Annotated in this window: 16 protein-coding genes, 1 pseudogene and 1 riboswitch; of the genes and pseudogenes, 11 read left to right on the top strand and 6 right to left on the bottom strand. The window is 70.1% G+C overall.

Features of this window, described 5'->3' with window-relative positions:
* Nucleotides 1-21: 21 nt before the first annotated feature.
* From ACIBL4_RS05555 to ACIBL4_RS05520, 8 genes are all read left to right on the top strand, one after another.
* Nucleotides 22-714 carry a DsbA family protein gene (locus ACIBL4_RS05555; protein WP_399406793.1) on the top strand — a complete coding sequence of 231 codons (693 nt, stop codon included), beginning with the start codon at nucleotides 22-24 and terminating at the stop codon, nucleotides 712-714.
* A gap of 197 nt (nucleotides 715-911) precedes the next feature.
* On the top strand, nucleotides 912-1,727 hold the full coding sequence (locus tag ACIBL4_RS05550; protein ID WP_399406791.1) for an SOS response-associated peptidase: 816 nt from the start codon (nucleotides 912-914) through the stop codon (nucleotides 1,725-1,727).
* A 10-nt stretch (nucleotides 1,728-1,737) separates the two neighbouring features.
* Nucleotides 1,738-2,403 carry an alpha/beta family hydrolase gene (locus tag ACIBL4_RS05545; RefSeq protein WP_399408081.1) on the top strand — a complete coding sequence of 222 codons (666 nt, stop codon included), beginning with the start codon at nucleotides 1,738-1,740 and terminating at the stop codon, nucleotides 2,401-2,403.
* Nucleotides 2,404-2,659: 256 nt separating this feature from the next.
* Entirely contained in the window at nucleotides 2,660-3,346 is a 687-nt protein-coding gene (sigR, locus tag ACIBL4_RS05540; RefSeq protein WP_356926659.1) for an RNA polymerase sigma factor SigR, read from the top strand.
* A complete protein-coding gene (gene rsrA, locus ACIBL4_RS05535; protein WP_033314427.1) occupies nucleotides 3,343-3,654 on the top strand; it encodes a mycothiol system anti-sigma-R factor in 312 nt (103 codons plus the stop codon). The genes sigR and rsrA overlap by 4 nt, the downstream gene beginning before the upstream one ends.
* 173 nt (nucleotides 3,655-3,827) lie before the next feature.
* On the top strand, nucleotides 3,828-5,159 hold the full coding sequence (locus ACIBL4_RS05530) for an HD-GYP domain-containing protein (protein WP_399406789.1): 1,332 nt from the start codon (nucleotides 3,828-3,830) through the stop codon (nucleotides 5,157-5,159).
* On the top strand, nucleotides 5,156-6,403 hold the full coding sequence (locus tag ACIBL4_RS05525) for an HD-GYP domain-containing protein (RefSeq protein ID WP_399406787.1): 1,248 nt from the start codon (nucleotides 5,156-5,158) through the stop codon (nucleotides 6,401-6,403). The genes ACIBL4_RS05530 and ACIBL4_RS05525 overlap by 4 nt, the downstream gene beginning before the upstream one ends.
* Before the next feature lie 117 nt (nucleotides 6,404-6,520).
* Complete coding sequence (locus tag ACIBL4_RS05520) at nucleotides 6,521-7,501, top strand: hypothetical protein (RefSeq protein ID WP_086600186.1); 981 nt, start codon at nucleotides 6,521-6,523, stop codon at nucleotides 7,499-7,501.
* Between the two features lie 19 nt (nucleotides 7,502-7,520).
* Here the strand turns inward: ACIBL4_RS05520 and ACIBL4_RS05515 are convergent.
* Nucleotides 7,521-8,503, bottom strand: a pseudogene (locus ACIBL4_RS05515) (IS5 family transposase).
* Nucleotides 8,504-8,644: 141 nt separating this feature from the next.
* Nucleotides 8,645-9,991, bottom strand: coding sequence for a VCBS repeat-containing protein (locus ACIBL4_RS05510; RefSeq protein WP_399406785.1), 1,347 nt, complete (start codon nucleotides 9,989-9,991; stop codon nucleotides 8,645-8,647).
* 358 nt (nucleotides 9,992-10,349) lie between these two features.
* On the opposite strand from ACIBL4_RS05510, the gene def reads away from it, so the two are divergent.
* The 3 genes from def (at nucleotide 10,350) to ACIBL4_RS05495 (ending at nucleotide 13,747) form a co-directional block, all read left to right on the top strand.
* A complete protein-coding gene (gene def / locus ACIBL4_RS05505; protein WP_356926662.1) occupies nucleotides 10,350-11,000 on the top strand; it encodes a peptide deformylase in 651 nt (216 codons plus the stop codon).
* 294 nt (nucleotides 11,001-11,294) lie between these two features.
* On the top strand, nucleotides 11,295-12,380 hold the full coding sequence (gene cyc1, locus ACIBL4_RS05500; RefSeq protein ID WP_399406782.1) for an epi-isozizaene synthase: 1,086 nt from the start codon (nucleotides 11,295-11,297) through the stop codon (nucleotides 12,378-12,380).
* The gene (locus ACIBL4_RS05495; RefSeq protein WP_399406780.1) at nucleotides 12,377-13,747 is read left to right on the top strand and encodes a cytochrome P450; all 1,371 of its coding nucleotides are present in this window, start codon (nucleotides 12,377-12,379) and stop codon (nucleotides 13,745-13,747) included. Before cyc1 ends, ACIBL4_RS05495 begins: the two co-directional genes overlap by 4 nt.
* A gap of 12 nt (nucleotides 13,748-13,759) precedes the next feature.
* On the opposite strand, the gene ACIBL4_RS05490 is transcribed toward ACIBL4_RS05495, so the two are convergent.
* The 4 genes from ACIBL4_RS05490 to ACIBL4_RS05475 all read right to left on the bottom strand — a co-directional run bounded on the left by ACIBL4_RS05490 (nucleotide 13,760) and on the right by ACIBL4_RS05475 (nucleotide 19,197).
* The gene (locus tag ACIBL4_RS05490; RefSeq protein ID WP_399406778.1) at nucleotides 13,760-14,722 is read right to left on the bottom strand and encodes a GlxA family transcriptional regulator; all 963 of its coding nucleotides are present in this window, start codon (nucleotides 14,720-14,722) and stop codon (nucleotides 13,760-13,762) included.
* A gap of 248 nt (nucleotides 14,723-14,970) precedes the next feature.
* Entirely contained in the window at nucleotides 14,971-15,975 is a 1,005-nt protein-coding gene (locus ACIBL4_RS05485) for a ribonucleotide-diphosphate reductase subunit beta (protein WP_399406775.1), read from the bottom strand.
* A gap of 56 nt (nucleotides 15,976-16,031) precedes the next feature.
* The gene (locus tag ACIBL4_RS05480; protein WP_399406773.1) at nucleotides 16,032-18,383 is read right to left on the bottom strand and encodes a ribonucleoside-diphosphate reductase subunit alpha; all 2,352 of its coding nucleotides are present in this window, start codon (nucleotides 18,381-18,383) and stop codon (nucleotides 16,032-16,034) included.
* A 147-nt stretch (nucleotides 18,384-18,530) separates the two neighbouring features.
* Nucleotides 18,531-18,613: riboswitch (cobalamin riboswitch) on the bottom strand.
* Between the two features lie 77 nt (nucleotides 18,614-18,690).
* A complete protein-coding gene (locus ACIBL4_RS05475; RefSeq protein WP_399406771.1) occupies nucleotides 18,691-19,197 on the bottom strand; it encodes a GNAT family N-acetyltransferase in 507 nt (168 codons plus the stop codon).
* Nucleotides 19,198-19,258 lie beyond the last annotated feature (61 nt).

Below are 19,258 nucleotides of genomic sequence, written 5' to 3'. Positions count from 1 at the left end.
GATCACACACTGGAGCAACTCATGGCCGACGCGTCCCTGACCCCGCCGCCCGGCGTCATCATCGTCTTCTCCGACATCTGGTGTTCCTTCGCGCACATCGCGATCCACCGTCTGCACGCGACCCGCAAGCGCCTCGGTCTCGAGCACCAGGTCACCTTCGACCTGCGCGCCTTCCCGCTGGAGCTCCTCAACGACGCCCCCAGCCCGCGCCCGGGAACCGACAGCGAAGTGGGCCGGATGGCGAGCATGGAACCCGAGGCCGGCTGGCAGCTCTGGCAGGACAAGGACTGGCTGTACCCGTCCACCGTGCTGCCCGCGCTGGAGGCGATCCAGGCGGCCAAGGAACAGTCCCTGTCGGCCTCGGAGCAGCTCGACCTCGGCCTCCGCAAGGCGTTCTGGGCGCAGTCGCGGTGTGTCAGCCACCGCAAGGTCATCCTGGACGTCGCCGCCGAAACCGGCAGCGTCGACGTGACCGCGCTGGCCGCCGCCCTGGACGACGGCCGTGCCCGCAGCGCCCTCATGGAGCAGGCCGCCGTCTCCCGTACGGACCGGGTCAACTGCAGCCCGCACCTGTTCCTGTCCGATGGCGCCGACTACCCGAACCCGGGGATCGAAGTGCGCTGGGAAGGTGATTACGGCATCGGGTTCCCGGTGATCGAGTCCGACGACCCCAAGATCTACGACGACATTCTCCTGAAGGCCGCCACCGAGTAGCGCAAAGGCATCCGGCTCGAAGGCGGCGGGGGGGAGATCACGTCAGTCTGCCCGCCTCCTCCGCCCTCGCCGCCGCGGGCAGGGACGGCGCCGGTGACGACCGCCCTTCCGGAGAGAAGAGAGAAGAGCGGGAGTCGGTTTCGTCGACGCGTCGCTGAAGGTAGCGTCGGTGCCGCAGGCAGGAGGGGCGGTTTCAGATGTGCGGACGGTACGCGTCGAGTCGTAGGCCGGAGGATCTCGCAGGGATCTTCGAGATCGAGAAGTGGGAGCCCGAGGAGACTCTGGAGCCCGACTACAACGTGGCGCCCACCAAAGAGGTCTACGCCGTCCTCGACCGCCCTCTGAAGGACGCGGACGAGCCGCGCCCGGTCCGGCAGCTGCGCACGCTGAAGTGGGGGCTCGTCCCCTCCTGGTCGAAGACCCCCGAGGGCGGCGCCCGGATGATCAACGCCCGCGCGGAGACCGTCCACGAGAAGCCGTCCTACCGCCGCGCCTTCACCTCCCGGCGCTGCATCCTGCCGGCCGACGGCTACTACGAGTGGGGCACCGGCAAACAGGAGCGCGACCTGGAGGTCGAGGGCAAGAAGAAGCGGCCCCGCAAGCAGCCCTACTTCGTGACCCCGGCGGACGGGTCGGTCTTCGCGATGGCCGGCCTGTACGAGTTCTGGCGGGACAAGACGCTGCCGGACGACCACCCGCAGGCCTGGTGGGTGACGTGCTCCGTCATCACCACCGAGGCCGAGACGAGCCCCCTGGCGGTGTCCCCGGCGGACGGTCCCCGGGCCCTGGCCGAGATCCACCCCCGGATGCCGCTGATGCTGACGCCCGACCGCTGGGACGCCTGGCTCGATCCGTCCCGCACGGACCCCGACGAGCTGCGCGAGCTGCTCGCCCCGCCGCCCGCCGGACTGATGCGCGCCTACCCCGTCACCACGGCCGTCAGCAACGTCCGCAACAACGGGCCGGAGCTGCTGAAGGAGCTGGAAGGGCCCGAAGAGGGCACACTCTTCTGACGTGACCAATGTGACCAACGTGAGCAAAGGGTCCGACGCGACCGGCGAGACAGCCGAGACAGTCGAGACCGAAGCCGGCCCCGCCCGCATCACCTGGCATCCGGCGAAGAAGGCCCGGCTCGTGCTCGCCGTCAGCCACGGCGCGGGCGGCGGCATCGAGGCCCGCGACCTGAAGGCCCTGGCCGCCGTCCTGCCCGCCCACGGCGTCACCGTGGCCCGGGTGGAGCAGCCCTGGCGAGTGGCCGGGAAGAAGCTCGCGCCCGCGCCCAAAACCCTGGACCTCGGCTGGCGGGGCATCTGGCCCGCGCTGGCCGAGCCCGGCCTGCCGGTCGTCTCCGGCGGCCGCAGCGCCGGGGCCCGGGTCGCCTGCCGCACCGCCACGGAACTCGGCGCCCACGCGGTCCTCGCCCTCGGCTTCCCCCTCCACCCGCCCGGCAAGCCCGAGAAGTCCCGTGCCGCCGAGCTGCTGGGTTCCGGGGTGCCCACCCTGGTCGTCCAGGGCGGGAACGACCCCTTCGGCAGGCCCGGGGAGTTCCCCGAGGGGCCGTACGAGCTCGTCGAGGTGCCGTACGGCGATCACGGCTTCGCCGTCCCCAAGCGGGCGGAGATCACGCAGGAGGAGGCAGTGGCGGTCATCACGGACGCGGTCGTGGAGTGGACCGGGTCACTCGGGTAAAGCTCCGGGAATGCCGGGGCGGCGAGCACTGTTGTGCGGGACGTACGTGCTGGAGACCAGCACCGACGCCGTAGGAGAGGGAGTCCGCCGCATGGGTTCGATCTACTGCCCGAGCCGCAGCAACCGTGCCGACCTGGACTGGACGGTGCTGCACGCGGCCAAGACCGCCCCTATTCGGGCGGCGGGCGGACCGGATCGTCGTCTATCCTCCGATTCGGGTGAGACCGGTCTCGGTCTCACGAGAACACTGGAGGAGGTGGGTCCGGTCACAGGGACCGACGCAGGGACCGAACACGGCCAGGCGGAGCAGCCCGAGGGCCAGGGTGGCACGGGCGCGGAGACGGCCACGGAGCGCAACGCGCGCTTCGAGCGGGACGCGCTCGAGTTCCTCGACCAGATGTACTCGGCCGCGCTGCGCATGACGCGCAACCCGGCCGACGCCGAGGACCTGGTGCAGGAGACGTACGCGAAGGCGTACGCGTCCTTCCACCAGTTCCGCGAGGGCACCAATCTCAAGGCGTGGCTGTACCGGATCCTCACGAACACCTTCATCAACTCGTACCGCAAGAAGCAGCGGGAACCGCAGCGCTCGGCGGCCGAGGAGATCGAGGACTGGCAGCTCGCCCGCGCCGAGTCGCACATGTCGACGGGTCTGCGCTCCGCGGAGTCGCAGGCGCTCGACCACCTGCCCGACTCGGACGTGAAGGAAGCACTCCAGGCGATCCCCGAGGAGTTCCGCATCGCCGTCTATCTGGCGGATGTCGAGGGCTTTGCCTACAAGGAGATCGCCGACATCATGGGGACACCCATCGGTACGGTGATGTCCCGGCTGCACCGGGGCCGCCGTCAGCTGCGCGGCATGCTGGAGGACTACGCCCGTGACCGCGGGATGGTCCCGGCCGGCGCCGGAGAGTCGAACGAAGCGAAAGGCTCGGGGTCATGAGCTGCGGAGAGCCGCACGAGACGGATTGCAGCGAAATCCTCGATCATCTCTACGAGTTCCTCGACCGAGAGATGCCGGACTCGGACTGCGTGAAGTTCGAGCACCACTTCGAGGAATGCTCGCCCTGTCTTGAGAAGTACGGGCTCGAACAGGCCGTGAAGAAGCTGGTCAAGCGCTGCTGCGGGCATGACGACGTGCCGGGCGATCTGCGCGACAAGGTCATGGGGCGGATCGAGCTGATCCGCTCCGGCCAGGCCGTCCCCGAGCAGGACGTCACGGCCTCGCCGGCCACGCCGCAGGAGTCCTGAGACTCCCACGCGTTTCAACTACCCCTTCTCCGAGGGGGTAGTCCCCTTCTCCGAGGGTGTAGTCATCCTCGAACGCATCACTCGAACGTGCTAATCCGTGGGTTATCGGCCCGCGGAGCCCCCCACCGCCGTCCTAGGCTCCGGACCTGATGGACATGGCCGGGGGAGGGCTCATGGAAGCGGTACCGGTGCGGGCACGTGCGTACGTCGCCTGTGTCGTCCTCGCCGCCCTCGTCTGTCTGCTGCCGCTGCCGGGCGTCCGTACGCCCTGGTGGGCCGTGCTGCTGCTCGCCGCGCTGTACGCGGGCTGCGAGCGCGTCGCCCGGTCCCGGTTCGTCGGGATCTCCCATCCGGCCGGGACCTTCTATCCCGTGCTGCTCGCCGGTGCCTTCCTGCTGCCCGCGCCCGCCGCCGCCCTGGTGGCCGTGCCCGGTGCGCTGCTCTCGCACGTCGAACAGCGGCCCGTGGCGCTGCGGCGCGTCTGGCGGGCCGCCCAGCTCGTCCTCGGCGTGTGGGCCGCAGCCCGGGTGCACTGGGCGCTCGGCGGGCGGGACGCGGTCGTCGCGGGCGACATGCCCTACGCGCTCGGACCGGCCGGGGCCGCCGTGCTGGCGTTCTGCCTGGTCCTCGCGCTGCTGGACGGCGGAATCCTGGCCATGGCCGAGCGGGTGCCGGTGCGGCGGGCCTGGCGGGGACTGGTGCCGCGCTCCCTCGCGCCCATCGCCGTGCACGGGCTGGCCGGGCTGATGATGGCCGTGCTGTGGCGCAGCCCCTACGGTCCGGTGGCCGCGCTGCTCGTGCTCCTGCCGATGTGCGTCTCCTGGTGGGCCTTCGCGCAGTACCACCGGGAACGGGCCGCCCACCAGGCGACCATCCGGGCGCTCGTCCAGGCCGTCGACATCAAGGACGGATACACGCGCGGGCACAGCGAGCGCGTCGGACAGGCCTCCATGATGATCGCGCGCGAGCTGGGCATGGACGACGAGCGCGTCGAGGTGCTCCGGTTCGCCGGGATCCTGCACGACGTCGGCAAGCTGGGCGTCCCCACCCGGCTCCTCAGGAAGGACGGGCCGCTGACGCCCGAAGAGCGGCGGGTGATCGAGCTGCACCCCGAGTACGGGCACGAGATGGTACGCGGCATCGGCTTCCTCGGAGAGGCCCGCGCAGCCGTGCTGCACCACCACGAACGGCTGGACGGCACCGGGTACCCCTATGGCCTGATGGGCAGTCAGATCCCGGAATCCGCCCGGGTCGTGGCCGTCGCGGACGCCTTCGACGCCATGACCTCCACCCGGAGCTACAGCAGGGCCCGGCCCGTCCCGGTCGCCCTGGCGGAGCTGAAGCGGTGCTCCGGCAGCCACTTCGACCCGGTGATGGTCGCGGCGCTCGTGGAGGCCGTCGGCCGGTCGGGATGGCGCCCCGCCGTGACCGCCGACGACGTCCGCCCACCCCGGGTCCCGCCGCCCGGCGCACCCCTGTCCAGCCGGCCGGGAGCACACCGGTGAGCGCGTACCGCCCGCCGCCGCTGTTCACCCTCGTCCACGCCTGTGCCGCCCTCCTCGCCGCCGGCTCCCTCGCCGTCACCCTCCACGACGGGCTGGAGGAACGCCGGGTCGCCCTCGCCTTCGGCGTCCTCGTCACCGTCGGGGAGCTCGCCCGGCGCAACGGGGCGCGGGTCAGGGAGCCGGCGCCGCTCGGAGCCGCCGCGGCCCTGTCGTACGCGCTGCTCGGCGAGGCCGGCGGGCGGGCCACGCACCACGGCCCCGCCCAGGTCGTCGCCGTCGTGCTAGCCGGATCGCTGCTCGGCAGCGTGCCGCACGTGGCGCGCGGGCAGGGACCCACGCTCGACCACTTGGCGCGCCGGGTGCTCACCGCCGGGTTCGTCGCCGTCTGCTTCCAGCCCCCGTACAACCGGGGCATGTTCGACGACTGGGGCGGCCCCGCCTACGCGCTGCTGCTGCTCGCGCTGCTGTCCCTGACCGCGCTGTGCGAGGCGGTGCTCGCCGCCGCGCTGGCCCACTCCCGCACCGGCTGGCCCTTCGGGCCGGTGCTGCGGGACGAACTGCGGGCCGTGTGCGGCATCGGCTCCGCCGTCATCGCGACCGGGGCGGTGATGGCCCTGGCGGTCGCCGTCGTGGGGCTGTGGGCGCTGCCCGTCTTCTCCGTGCCGCTGCTGCTCGCCCAGATGTCGTTCCGCCGCTACGCCGCCGTCCGGGCGACCTACCGGCAGACCATCGCCTCCCTCGCCCGGGCCACCGAGGTCGCCGGGTACACCCCCGCCGGGCACGCCCGCCGCGTCGCCGTGCTCAGCCAGGCGGTGGGGCGTGACCTGGGTCTCACCGAGCCCGAGCTGGCCGTGCTGGAGTACGCCGCGCTCATGCACGACATCGGCCAGCTGAGCCTCGTCGACCCGGTGCCGGCGGGGGCTACGGCCGGTCTGCCCGCCCCGGAACAGCGGCGGATCGCGCTGCTCGGCGGGGCCGTCGTACGGCAGACGGGTGTCGACGAGGCGGTCGCCGTGGTCGTGGAGCGGCAGGCCGACCCCGCGGCGGAGCAACCGCCGGCCGCGCGGATCATCCGGGCCGTGAACGCGTACGAGGAGAAGTCCCGGGAAGGCGGCCCGGGCGGACCGCTGACGGCGCTGGAGGAACTCCGGCTCGCCACCGCCGGGGAGTACGCCCCGGAGGTGGTGGAATCGCTGGCCCGGGTACTGGCAAGAAGCAGTCTGACCTTGCCGGTGACTGGGTAACCCATGGGTAATGAGCGCCCCGGAGGCCGTACGTGGTTGGATGCGAAGAAGAAGGTGTCCGGGGGCTCGAAACACAGCTACGGCCAGCCCACCGCACGGAACTGGCAGGCGGGAATCGTGAGGATCTTCGGCAAGGGACGGCACCGGCCCTCCGCCTCCTGGCGGCAGGCCACAGACCGGGCGTTCACTCTCATCGGCGACGGCCGGTACGAGGACGCCGGCGCGTTGTTGACACGTGCCGCCGATCTGGAGCCCTGGCTGTCCGAGTCCTGGTTCAACCTCGCCCTGCTGCACAAGTTCCGGCACGACTGGGAGCAGGCGCGGGCGGCGGGGCTGAGGGCCGTGGCGCTGCTCGACCGGGACACCGGCGCGCCCGACTGGTGGAACGTCGGCATCGCCGCGACCGCCCTGCAGGACTGGCCGCTGGCGCGGCGCGCCTGGCAGGCCTACGGGCTGCGGGTGCCGGGACCGCCCAACGACTCCGGTGAGCCCGTCGGCATGGACCTCGGCAGCGCGGCCGTACGGCTGTCCCCGGAGGGGGAGGCCGAGGTCGTGTGGGGGCGGCGGCTGGATCCCGCGCGGATCGAGGTGCTGTCCATTCCGCTGCCGTCGTCGGGGCGGCGCTGGGGTGAGGTCGTCCTGCACGACGGCGTGCCGCACGGGGAGCGGACCACGGCAGCCGGGCACACGTACCCGGTGTTCGACGAGATCGAGCTGTGGGCGCCGTCGCCGGTGCCGACCTGGGTGGTCCTGCTGGAGGCCGCGACCGAGGCGGACCGGGACGCGCTGGAGCAGCTCGCCGGGGACGCCGGGTTCGCCGCGGAGGACTGGTCTTCCTCGGTGCGGTTGCTGTGCCGGATGTGTTCCGAGTCACGGATGCCGTCGGACGAGGGCGACGGGGAGCATCTCGATCCGCATGATCACAGTGAGCCGGGGCATCCCGGGCCGCTGGGGCATCGGACGGACGGGCAGCTGTGGGTTCCCGAGCGGGAGTGCGGGTTGGCTGCGCCGGCTTCTCTCGTGAGGGGGTTGCTGGACGGGTGGGTGGCCGACAGTCCGGATTCTCGGGATTGGCGGGATCTCGAAGAGGTCTGCTAGGGCCTGTTCTGAGTTGGGATCACGGGAGGGCTGGCAGGCTGCGTAACCAGAGGATGGATCCGCGCAGGTGGAGCCCGGCGGCGTAGGTCTCGGGTGTCTTGTCGTAGCGGGTGGCCAGCCCCCGCCACTCCTTGAACTTGTTGATGGCTCGCTCGACGGTGTTGCGATCTTTGTAGCGCGTGGCGTCGTGGCTGACCGGGCGGCCGCCGGAGTGTCCCTTCTTCTTGCGGTTGGCGGCCTGGTCGGCCTTCTCCGGGATCACCGCCTTGATGTTGTGTCTGCGCAGGTGGGCACGGTTGGCGCGGGAGGAGTAAGCCTTGTCGTCGGGCACTGCGTCCGGCCTGGTCCTGGGACGGCCGACCCGGCCGCGGACCTTGATCTTCTTGAGGACGGGGATGAAGCGCGGGCTGTCCGCGGCCTGACCGGGGGTGAGGATGATGGACAGCGGACGGCAGCGCCGCTCAACGGCGAGGTGGACCTTGCTGGTCAGCCCGCCCCGGGAGCGGCCCGGTTCGGCGGCCCGCAGCCGGGCCCTGCGGCGTCGGCGCACGGCCCGGCGCTGGTCCCGCTCGGGATCCTCCATGTCCGCGGACCCCTCTCCTACGGGGTCGTTTTGCCCCTTTGCTGCAGCCCCTTTTCCTCCGCCACGGCCTTCTCCAGATCCTCAAGGAGTTCCGCGTGCATCACCATGCCCGCCGCATGGTGATGCACGCGGACAACCGTCGAGTCCACACTGGCCAGGCTGAGATCGACATCGTCGCGGGCCGCTGCCTCGGCGATCATCGCGTCCATGAGGGTCTGGAAGACCGCGTCACGCGCCCGCATCCGGAACCGGTCGTAGATCGTCGACCAGGAGCCGTAGCTGTCCGGCACATCCCGCCAGGGGCTGCCGGTACGGAACCGCCACATCACCGCGTTGAAATAGCTACGCAGGTCAGGGATCGGTCCGAACGCCCCCAGCGGCAGGTGCGGCTCGATCAACTCCCACTCGGCATCGGTCATGTCACACGAGTCACGCGACCGGTCTACCGCAGCCAGCACCCTCCTGGAGCGGGAATGTACGGGGAACTGCGCGAGCGGCCACGACGCGGGCGCACTCGTACGAACAAGGCGAACCCCAGGCAGCTGGGCGGGAGGCCGGGCCTACTGGAGCATGCCCCAGATAAGTTCGGTGTCGGCGTCGGTCACACCGGTCGTGGTGACGCCGGACGACGTGCCGGGGAAGCGCAACGAGCCGTTGATGGCGCCGACGTAGAGGTCGGCCTTGCCGTCGCGGTTGGTGTCGCGGAGGCGGACCGGCTCGCCGAAGCAGTCGTTCCATGCGACGTCGCCGGGGACGCCGGCGGTGTTGCGGGCGAGCCACTGGGAGTTGGTGCCGGTGATCCCGCTCGCGCTGCCGCGCAGGACCTGGACGCCGCCCTCGGTCGTCTCCTGGCTGATCTTCTCTCCGTAGACGCCGATCGCGAGGTCCTTGTAGCCGTCGCCGTTGATGTCGGCGGCCGAGACGGAGGAGCCGAACAGGTCGCCGGACTCTGGGGTGCCGGCGACGTTGGTGGTGGCCTGCGTGACACGGACGGCGGTGGCGGGGCCGGTGGAGGAGCCGTACCAGATGGACACCCGGCCCTGGTTGTTGCTGTACATCTGGCTGCCCGCCGCGAGGTCCCCGTAGCCGTCCTTGTTGAAGTCGGCGATCACCGCCTCGCTGGGGTCGCCGTAGTTCGTGACGAGGCGCAGGGTCTTGCCCGCGCTGAGCGGGGAGCCGCCCTTGATGAACCACGCGTCCGTGCCGAAGTTGTCGGGCTCGTCGGTGATTCCGATGATCACCAGATCGGTCTTGGAGTCCCCGTTCATGTTGCCCGAGACCAGGGACGTGGGCGCGAATCTCGTCGTCTTGTCGTGGCTGGTGACCGAGCCTGCCACACCGGTGCGCGTGATGCTGCGGTAGACGTAGGCCTTACTCCCGCTGATCGCGGCCAGGTCCTTCTTGCCGTCCCCGTTGAAATCCCCGGCGGCGAGGTCGCGGCCGAAGCGGGCGTTCGACACCTTGGCGCCGGCGTTGGGGATCGCGGTGCCACCCGAGAGGCCGGTCGCGCTTCCCCACAGGATGACGACGCCGCCCTCGTCCGTGCGTCCGTCGACGTCCTCGCGCGACACCGACACGGCGAGGTCCCCGTATCCGTCGGCGTTGAAGTCGGCGGGCACCCGGACGTCGCCGAACTGGTCCTCCGTCTCGTCGGCGCCGGGGACACCGGGGCTGTCCTGGGTGATCAACTGGGTCTTGGTGCCGGGTCCGGAGGCGGTACCGAAGGTGATCCGGACGCCGCCGCCCTTGCTGTACTGCTCGTAGGTGTAGCTGGCGTAGTCGCGGTAGCCGTCGCCGTTGAAGTCGTCCGCGTACCTGGCCGCCGCCGCGCCGGCGGGAGGTGCCGTGAGGACGGGGGCGAGGGACGCCACGAGGAGTGCCGCGCAGGCTGCGGGGCGAATGCGCATGAAGTGTCTCCTGATGATTCTGTGCGACCGCTCCTGTGCCAATTGATTTCTCAGGGACCACAGAGACAGGAGCGGTTGATGATCAGGAGACAGTCGGACGGGGGAAAAGGTTGCAGGCGGATAGCTACGCAGGTCAGGGGATCGGTCCGAACACCCCCAGCGGCAGGTGCGGCTCGATCACCTCCCACTCGGCATCGGTCAGGTCACCACGAGTCACGCGACCGGTCTCGCTGGTCGCGCTCACGCGGCGGAGCCGCACATCGATACAGCCCCGCGCCCCCAAACATGGCATCCGACACCCGCGTACCCTGTATGAGCATCCCAGCTTGGATTTGTTCAGGAAGGCGTACGTAACGTCATGGCTCAGCAGGACACCGATCAGCAGCGCGCGGGCGTGCTCCCCGTCGACGACGAGGGGTACGTGGTCGACACGGAGGACTGCGAGGAGCGCGAGGCGGCCTGGCGGGAGCGGGGGACCTCACGGCCGATCACGGTGGTCGGGAACCCGGTGCTGCACAAGGAGTGCAAGGACGTCACCGACTTCGGCGACGAGCTCCAGCAGCTGGTGGCGGACATGTTCGCCTCGCAGCGCACCGCCGAGGGCGTGGGCCTGGCCGCCAACCAGATCGGCGTCGACCTGAAGGTCTTCGTCTACGACTGCCCGGACGACGAGGGCGTCCGGCACACCGGCGTCGTCTGCAACCCCAGGCTGGTCGAACTGCCCGCCGAGAAGCGCCGGCTGGACGACAGCAACGAGGGCTGCCTGTCGGTGCCGACCGCGTACGCGCCGCTCGCCCGGCCGGACTACGCCGAGGTGACCGGGCAGGACGAGCGGGGCAACCCGATCCGGGTGCGCGGCACCGGATACTTCGCTCGGTGTTTGCAGCACGAGACCGACCACCTGTACGGCTACCTGTACATCGACCGCCTCTCGAAGCGCGAGCGCAAGGACGCGCTGCGCCAGATGGCCGAGAACGAGCCCCGGTACCCGGTCGTCGCGAACGACTGAGACCACACGATCACCAGGCGAACGGCGTCTGTTCGGGTTCACCACCCTGAACAGGCGCCGTTCGTCTGCGTCGTTCGCCTGTCCGTCGCACGTTCGATCGCTTCTGCTCTCCTGTGATCCTGCACCAGTCACACAACGGGAGGTTCCCGGCAGTGTGGGGTAGTGAATGAAGCAAATGCGTTCCCAGAGCGGTCAGTTGTAGTGCTGAATGGGAGGAGCGGGGTATGCAACGGCGCACGCCCGGCACGGAAGGAGGGGCGCCCGCGCCAACTGGCGGCTGAGAGGGGTTAGTTCGTGCATGCTTTGTCACACGGCACCACATCGACACCGACCACCATCGCAGTTCCACCGTCGCTCTCCCTTCCGGTGATCGAGGCGGCGTTTCCCCGGCAACTCCACCCGTATTGGCCGAAGTGCCAGGAGAAGACCCGGGCCTGGCTGCTCGAAAAGCGGCTCATGCCCGCGGACAAGGTGAAGGAATATGCCGACGGTCTGTGCTACACGGACCTCATGGCCGGGTACTACATCGGCGCCTCCGACGAGGTCATGCAGGCGATCGCGGACTACAGCGCCTGGTTCTTCGTCTGGGACGACCGCCACGACCGCGACATCGTGCACCGCCGTCCGGTCGCCTGGCGGCGGCTGCGCGACCGGCTGCACTCGGCCCTCGACTCCCCCGGGGAGCACCTGCACCACGAGGACCCACTGGTCGCCGGGTTCGCGGACAGCGTGCTGCGGCTGTACGCCTTCCTGCCGGTGACGTGGAACCTCCGGTTCGCCCGGCACTTCCACGCGGTGATCGACGCGTACGACCGGGAGTTCCACAATCGCACCCACGGAATCGTCCCCACGGTCGAGGAATATCTCCGGCTGCGCCGGCTCACCTTCGCCCACTGGATATGGACGGACCTGCTGGAGCCGACCACGGGATGCCAACTCCCCGAGTCCGTACGGAAACACCCGGCATACCGTCGGGCCGCGCTGCTGAGCCAGGAGTTCGCCGCCTGGTACAACGACCTCTGCTCGCTTCCCAAGGAGATAGCGGGCGACGAGGTGCACAATCTCGGAATCAGTCTCATCACCCATGAGGGGCTGACCCTGGAACAGGCGGTCGCGGAAGTGAGACGCCGCGTCGAGAATTGCATCACGGAATTCCTCGACGTCGAACAGGAAGCATTACGGTTCGCCGACTCCCTCGCCGACGGCACCGTGCGGGGAAAGGAACTCAGCGCCGCCGTGCGGGCCTGTCTGAGCAATATGCGGAACTGGTTCAGTTCCGTCTACTGGTTCCACCACGAGTCCGGCCGGTACATGGTCGACAGCTGGGACGACCGGTCCACGCCCCCGTACGTCTACAACGAAGCGTCAGGTGAGAAATGACCGTCGAGTCTGTGAAGCCTGAAGCCCCTCTGGATCTGGAGCTGCGCGAGCCGCCCCGGGCGGGCGGTGGTGTCCCCGTCCTGGGGCACGGCTGGAAGCTGGTGCGCGACCCGCTGGCGTTCATGTCCCGGCTGCGCGACCACGGTGACGTGGTCCGGCTGAAGCTCGGGCCGAAGACGGTGTACGCCGTCACCACCCCGGCGCTCACCGGCGCGCTCGCGCTGAGCAACGACTTCATCATCGCCGGGCCGCTGTGGGAGTCCCTGGAGGGCCTGCTCGGCAAAGAGGGCGTGGCCACGGCGAACGGCCCGCGCCACCGCCGCCAGCGGCGCACCATCCAGCCCGCCTTCCGGCTCGACGCCATCCCCGCCTACGGGCCGATCATGGAGGAGGAGGCCCACGCGCTCACCGAGCGCTGGAAGCCCGGCGAGACCATCGACTGCACCTCCGAGTCCTTCCGGGTGGCCGTGCGCATCGCGGCCCGCTGCCTGCTGCGCGGCGCCTCCATGGACGAGCGGGCGGAGCGGCTGTGCGTCGCGCTCGCCACCGTCTTCCGCGGGATGTACCGGCGGATGGTGGTGCCGCTCGGACCGCTCTACAGGCTGCCGCTCCCGGCCAACCGCGAATTCAACCGGGCCTTGGCCGATCTGCATCTCCTGGTGGACGAGATCGTCGCCGAGCGCCGCGCATCCGGTCAAAAGCCGGACGATTTGCTGACGGCATTGCTGGAGGCGACGGACGAGAATGGCGACCCCATCGGGGAACAGGAGATCCACGACCAGGTCGTCGCGATCCTCACCCCCGGCAGCGAAACCGTCGCCTCCACGATCATGTGGCTGCTGCATATGCTCGCGGAACACCCTGAACACGCGGACCGGGTGCGCGACGAAGTAGAAGCCGTCACCGGTGGGAGGCCGGTGGCATTCGCGGACGTCCGAGGACTCAGGCACACCAACAATGTCGTCGTCGAGTCCATGCGTTTGAGCCCGGCCGTGTGGATTCTGACGCGGCGGGCGGTGCGGGACACGGAACTCGGCGGATACCGGATTCCGGCCGGGGCGGACATCATCTACAGCCCGTACGCGATCCAGCGCGATCCGAAGTCGTACGCGCGGCACCTGGAGTTCGACCCCGACCGCTGGCTTCCGGACCGGGTCAAGGACATCCCGAAGCACGCCATGAGCCCGTTCAGCACGGGTAACCGCAAGTGCCCGAGCGACCACTTCTCGATGGCCCAGCTGACGCTGATCACGGCGGCGCTGGCCACCGAGTACCGCTTCGAGCAGGTGGCCGGCTCGAACGACGGCATCCGTGTCGGCATCACGCTGCGGCCGCACGACCTGCGGGTGCGGCCGGTGGCGAGGTGAGAGCCCCCGGCGTCAGGCCGCCTCAGGGCCCCTGAACGTGCGCCGGTAGGCGTTCGGCGTCGTCCCGACCGCCCGGACGAAGTGGTGGCGCAGCGCGGCCGCGTTGCCGAACCCCGTTCGACCGGCGATCGCGTCCATCGTCTCGTCCGTCGCCTCCAGCAGCCGCTGGGCCAGCAGCACGCGCTGGCGCAGGATCCAGCGGTAGGGAGTCGTCCCGGTCTCCTGCTGGAAGCGGCGGGCGAAGGTGCGCGGGGACATGTGGGCGCGGGCGGCCAGCTGCTCGACGGTGACCTCCTCGTCGAGGTGCCGCTCCATCCACGCCAGCAGCTCGCCGATCGTGTCGGCCTCGGAGTGCGGCAGCGGACGCTCGATGTACTGGGCCTGGCCGCCGTCGCGGTGCGGCGGAACCACCATCCGCCGGGCGATCTTGTTGGCGACCTCGGAGCCCTGCTCCTTGCGCACCAGGTGCAGGCAGGCGTCGATACCGGCGGCCGTGCCGGCGGAGGTGATCACCGGGTCCTCGTCGACGTAGAGCACGTCCGGCTCCACGACCGCCCGCGGGTACTGCCGGGCCAGGGCGTCCGCATGCTTCCAGTGCACGGCGCAGCGGCGGTCGTCCAGCAGCCCGGCAGCGGCCAGCACGAAGGCGCCGGAGCAGACGCTGAGCACCCGGGCGCCGCGGTCGACCCCACGCCGCAGGGCGTCCAGGAGCTCCGGCGGGAACTCACGGGACGCGTAGCTGTGCCCGGCCGGCACGGCGATCAGATCGGCCGTCTCCAACCGCTCCAGGCCGTGCTCCACCTGTAGTGAGACGCCCGAGTTCATGCGCAGCGCCGGGCCTTCGGCCGAGGCCACGGCGAAGTCGTAGACCGGCAGGCCGTCGTCGCTGCGGTCGGTGCCGAAGACCTCGCACACCACACCGAGTTCGAAGGGGTTCACGCCGTCGAGGAGGACGACCGCCACGTTCTGGAGCATGTCTTCAGTGTGCCTCGGCAGTGGCAGTAATTCGAGGGTCTATGACAGTACTGCCACTGACGGTAAGGAGTCATCGGCGCGACAGTGGTGTCTATGGACACGAACCAGGTACAGACACTCATCGCAATGATCTTCGTACTCGGGATGCTGGTCCTCCTGGTCCTCCCGTCAGTGATCGGTGTCGTCCGCGACCGGCGCGTCGACCGTCAGATCAGGGAGGCCCAGGAGACCCGCGAAGCCGAGCGGCCTCAGAAGTCCTCGTCCAGGTCGACGGTGCCCTCCACCGCCACCTGGTACGCGGAGGGCCGCCGCTCGAAGAAGTTGGTCAGCTCCTGAACTCCCTGGAGCTCCATGAAGGAGAAGGGGTTCTGGGAGCCGTAGACCGGAGCGAAGCCCAGGCGGGTGAGCCGCTGGTCGGCGACGCACTCCAGGTACTGCCGCATCGACTCGGTGTTCATGCCCGGGAGGCCGTCACCGCACAGGTCGCGCGCGAACTGCAGCTCGGCCTCGACGGCCTCGCGGAGCATGTCCGTCACCTCCTGCCGGAGCCGGTCGTCGAACAGCTCCGGCTCCTCCTTGCGGACGGTGTCGACCACGTCGAAGGCGAACGACATGTGCATCGTCTCGTCGCGGAAGACCCAGTTGGTGCCGGTGGCCAGACCGTGCAGCAGGCCCCGGCTGCGGAACCAGTAGACGTAGGCGAAGGCACCGTAGAAGAACAGGCCCTCGATGCACGCGGCGAAGCAGATCAGGTTCAGCAGGAAGCGGCGGCGGTCGGCCTGGGTCTCCAGCCGGTCGAGCTGGTCCACCGAGTCCATCCACTTGAAGCAGAACCCGGCCTTCTCGCGGATGGAGGGGATGTTCTCGACGGCCGCGAAGGCCGCCGCCCGGTCGTCGTGGTCGGGGAGGTAGGTGTCCAGGAGCGTCAGATAGAACTGGACGTGCACGGCCTCCTCGAAGAGCTGCCGGCTCAGGTACAGCCGCGCCTCAGGGGAGTTGATGTGCTTGTACAGCGTCAGCACCAGGTTGTTCGCGACGATCGAGTCGCCCGTGGCGAAGAAGGCGACCAGCCGGCCGATCAGGTGCTGCTCGGCGGGGGACAGCTTGGCGAGGTCGGCGACGTCCGAGTGGAGGTCGACCTCCTCCACGGTCCAGGTGTTCTTGATGGCGTCCCGGTAGCGCTCGTAGAAGTCCGGGTAGCGCATGGGACGCAGGGTGAGCTCGAAGCCGGGGTCGAGAAGGTTCTGAGTCATAGCAGTCGGCGCGAAGCGCCGTCCTCCAGGGGTGGCGGTCGGGTGGCGGGTGGGAATTACTGGCAGGCCTCGCAGGACTCGGGGTTTTCCAGGGAGCAGGCGACCGCTTCGGGGTCCGGGGCGGCCTGCACGGGGACGGTGGCCTGGGCGGCGCGGGCGATGCGGGTCGCCGGGCGCGAACGCAGGTAGTACGTCGTCTTCAGCCCGGACTTCCAGGCATACGCGTACATCGAGGAGAGCTTGCCGATGGTCGGCGTCTCCATGAAGAGGTTCAGGGACTGGGACTGGTCCAGGAACGGGGTCCTGGCCGCCGCCATGTCGATCAGGCCGCGCTGCGGGATCTCCCACGCCGTGCGGTAGAGGGCGCGTACGTCCTCGGGGATCCAGGCGAAGTCCTGCACCGAGCCGTTGGCCTCGCGCAGGGCCTCGCGGCTGCGGGCGTCCCACACGCCGAGCCGCTTGAGCTCCTGCACCAGGTAGGAGTTGACCTGGAGGAACTCACCGGACAGCGTCTCGCGCTTGAACAGGTTGGACACCTGCGGCTCGATGCACTCGTACACGCCCGCGATCGAGGCGATCGTGGCCGTCGGCGCGATGGCGAGGAGCAGGGAGTTGCGCATGCCGCTCGCGGCGACGCGCTCGCGCAGGGCCGCCCAGCGCTCCGGCCAGGTCAGCTCCACGTCGTAGTGGTCGGGGTGGAGCACGCCCTTCGCCGTACGGGTCTTCTCCCAGGCCGGCAACGGGCCGTTGCGCTCGGCGAGGTCGGCGGAGGCCTCGTAGGCGGCGAGCATGACGCGCTCGGCGATGCGGGTGGAGAGCGCCTTGGCCTCGGGCGAGTCGAAGGGCAGGCGCAGCTTGAAGAAGACGTCCTGGAGGCCCATGACGCCGAGGCCGACGGGACGCCACCTGGCGTTGGAGCGGCCTGCCTGCTCGGTCGGGTAGAAGTTGATGTCCACGACCCTGTCGAGGAACGTGACGGCCGTGCGGACGGTCTCGTCCAGCCGCTCCCAGTCGATGTCCCCGTCGCGCACGAAGGCACTGAGGTTGACCGAGCCCAGGTTGCAGACCGCCGTCTCCCCGTCGCTGGTGACCTCCAGGATCTCCGTGCAGAGGTTGGAGGAGTGGACGACGTGGCCCGGCTCGGCCGTCTGGTTGGCGGTGCGGTTGGCGGCGTCCTTGAAGGTCATCCAGCCGTTGCCGGTCTGCGCGAGGGTGCGCATCATGCGGCCGTACAGCTCGCGCGCGGGCAGGGTCTTCTTCGCCAGGCCCTTTGCCTCGGCCGCCCGGTACGCGGCGTCGAACTCCTCGCCCCACAGGTCGGCCAGCTCGGGCACGTCCACGGGGGAGAACAGCGACCACGGCGCGTCGGCGTTCACCCGCCGCATGAACTCGTCGGGCACCCAGTGCGCGAGGTTCAGGTTGTGCGTGCGGCGGGCTTCCTCGCCGGTGTTGTCGCGCAGCTCCAGGAACTCCTCGATGTCGGAGTGCCAGGTCTCCAGGTAGACCGCGGCGGCGCCCTTGCGGCGGCCGCCCTGGTTCACGGCGGCGACCGAGGCATCGAGCGTCTTCAGGAACGGGACGATGCCGTTGGAGTGGCCGTTGGTGCCGCGGATCAGAGAACCGCGCGCACGGATGCGGGAGTACGCGATGCCGATGCCGCCGGCGTGCTTCGACAGCCGCGCCACCTGGTGGTAGCGGTCGTAGATCGAGTCCAGCTCGTCCTTGGGGGAGTCGAGGAGGTAGCAGGACGACATCTGCGGGTGCCGCGTGCCGGAGTTGAAGAGGGTGGGGGAGGAGGGGAGGTAGTCGAGCCGGCTCATCAGCCCGTAGAGCGCGGCGACTTCGTCGACGGAGCGGCGGGTGTCGTCCTCGGCGAGACCGGCGGCGACGCGCAGCATGAAGTGCTGGGGTGTCTCGATCACCTTGCGGGTGATCGGGTGCCGGAGCAGATAGCGGCTGTGCAGCGTGCGCAGGCCGAAGTAGCCGAAGCGGTCGTCGGCCGCCGTGTCGATCAGGGCGTCGAGACGGGCGGCGTGGAGGCGCACGAACCCGGCGGTCCGGTCGGCGATGAGGCCCTCCCGGTGCCCGACCGTCACCGACTCGGTGAAGCATGTGACGCCCTGCGAGGCGGCCTCGGCGCGGATCCCGATCGTCAGCAGGCGCGCGGCCAGCCGGGAGTAGGCGGGATCCTCGGAGATGAGGCCGGCGGCCGCCTCGGTCGCCAGCTCGCGCAACTCCGACTCGTCGGCCCGCGCGGACCGGCCGCGCAGCGCGGCGGCGGCGACCCGGCCGGGATCGGCGTCGGGCAGGTCGGCGGTCAGCTCGGCCAGGGTCCGCAGCAGCGCGGCACCGGGACCGTCATGCTCTTTTTCCGCGGCTGAGACCGGATCGGCTGGCGCGATGGTCACGTGGGGCTCTCCCTCGCTCGGCACGAGGCCTCGCGCAGGGCAGGGGTCGGCAGCACGCGAACGCACGCGGCGTCGCGTCCACCGGCCCACTCCGCGAGGCCCGGACGTCAGGGCGCACCGGCCGGGCGGCCGGGCGCGCTGTCGGCAGGTCCTCGGACTGACTCCCACGCACGCATAAAAGGGCATGGGTACACCGTTGCGGGACAGTTCCGGATTCGCACCGGATTCCCCTGCGGCGACAGCGAGCATGAGCATACATCTTGTGCCGGGTGGCGAAAGCACCCCTAGATGTAGTGTCGCGACGGTTTCACAGCGTCAACTCGTAGGTGAGGAGAGTGATGTCGGCGAGCTCCGGAACGGGGCTCCAGTCGCGCTCCGGGGCGCGGACGAAGCCGAGACGTTCGTAGATGCGGTGGGCGGAGCGCATGGTGCGCTGTGTGGACAGGACGACGCGGACACAGCCGTCCGTCGCACGGGCGCGGTCGACGCAGGCGCGGACGAGGGCCTCTCCTGCGCCGCGCCCGCGGGCCTCGTGGGCGACGGCGAGCATCCGTATCTCGGCTTCCGAGGGCCGGGCGATGTCGGCCATGGGACCGCCGGAAGGGACGAAGGTGACGCCACCGAGGAGGTGTTCGCCTTGGGTGGCCACCAGGACGTCCGCGGCGGCGGCCCGCTTGGCCACGTCCCTGAGTTCGCCGAGGTATCCGTCACTCTCCCCGAAGTCGAGGAGGCCGTCCTTCAGGTAGGCCTGGGCGGTGATCTCGCCGAGGGCGTCGTATTCGGCGGGCTTCACCCGCCGGATGAGGATGTCCATGGTCCGAGTCTGCGGGACGGGTATGACAACGGGCCGCCGGTTTTCCACCGGCGGCCCGCTG

The organism is Streptomyces sp. NPDC050416, assembly GCF_044458845.1.
In the GTDB taxonomy this organism is placed as follows: domain Bacteria; phylum Actinomycetota; class Actinomycetes; order Streptomycetales; family Streptomycetaceae; genus Streptomyces.
The sequence above is the reverse complement of the archived record's forward strand: the minus strand, read 5'-3'. Positions and strand labels throughout refer to the sequence as shown.

Excerpts from the sequence above, each read along its gene's own strand:
- ACIBL4_RS05555 (WP_399406793.1), top strand. The coding sequence starts at position 22 with ATGGCCGACGCGTCCCTGACCCCGCCGCCCGGCGTCATCATCGTCTTC.
- ACIBL4_RS05495 (WP_399406780.1), top strand. The coding sequence starts at position 12,377 with ATGACCGTCGAGTCTGTGAAGCCTGAAGCCCCTCTGGATCTGGAGCTG.
- ACIBL4_RS05510 (WP_399406785.1), bottom strand. The coding sequence starts at position 9,991 with ATGCGCATTCGCCCCGCAGCCTGCGCGGCACTCCTCGTGGCGTCCCTC.
- ACIBL4_RS05530 (WP_399406789.1), top strand. The coding sequence starts at position 3,828 with ATGGAAGCGGTACCGGTGCGGGCACGTGCGTACGTCGCCTGTGTCGTC.
- ACIBL4_RS05475 (WP_399406771.1), bottom strand. The coding sequence starts at position 19,197 with ATGGACATCCTCATCCGGCGGGTGAAGCCCGCCGAATACGACGCCCTC.
- ACIBL4_RS05485 (WP_399406775.1), bottom strand. The coding sequence starts at position 15,975 with ATGACTCAGAACCTTCTCGACCCCGGCTTCGAGCTCACCCTGCGTCCC.
- def (WP_356926662.1), top strand. The coding sequence starts at position 10,350 with ATGGCTCAGCAGGACACCGATCAGCAGCGCGCGGGCGTGCTCCCCGTC.
- ACIBL4_RS05490 (WP_399406778.1), bottom strand. The coding sequence starts at position 14,722 with ATGCTCCAGAACGTGGCGGTCGTCCTCCTCGACGGCGTGAACCCCTTC.
- ACIBL4_RS05550 (WP_399406791.1), top strand. The coding sequence starts at position 912 with ATGTGCGGACGGTACGCGTCGAGTCGTAGGCCGGAGGATCTCGCAGGG.
- rsrA (WP_033314427.1), top strand. The coding sequence starts at position 3,343 with ATGAGCTGCGGAGAGCCGCACGAGACGGATTGCAGCGAAATCCTCGAT.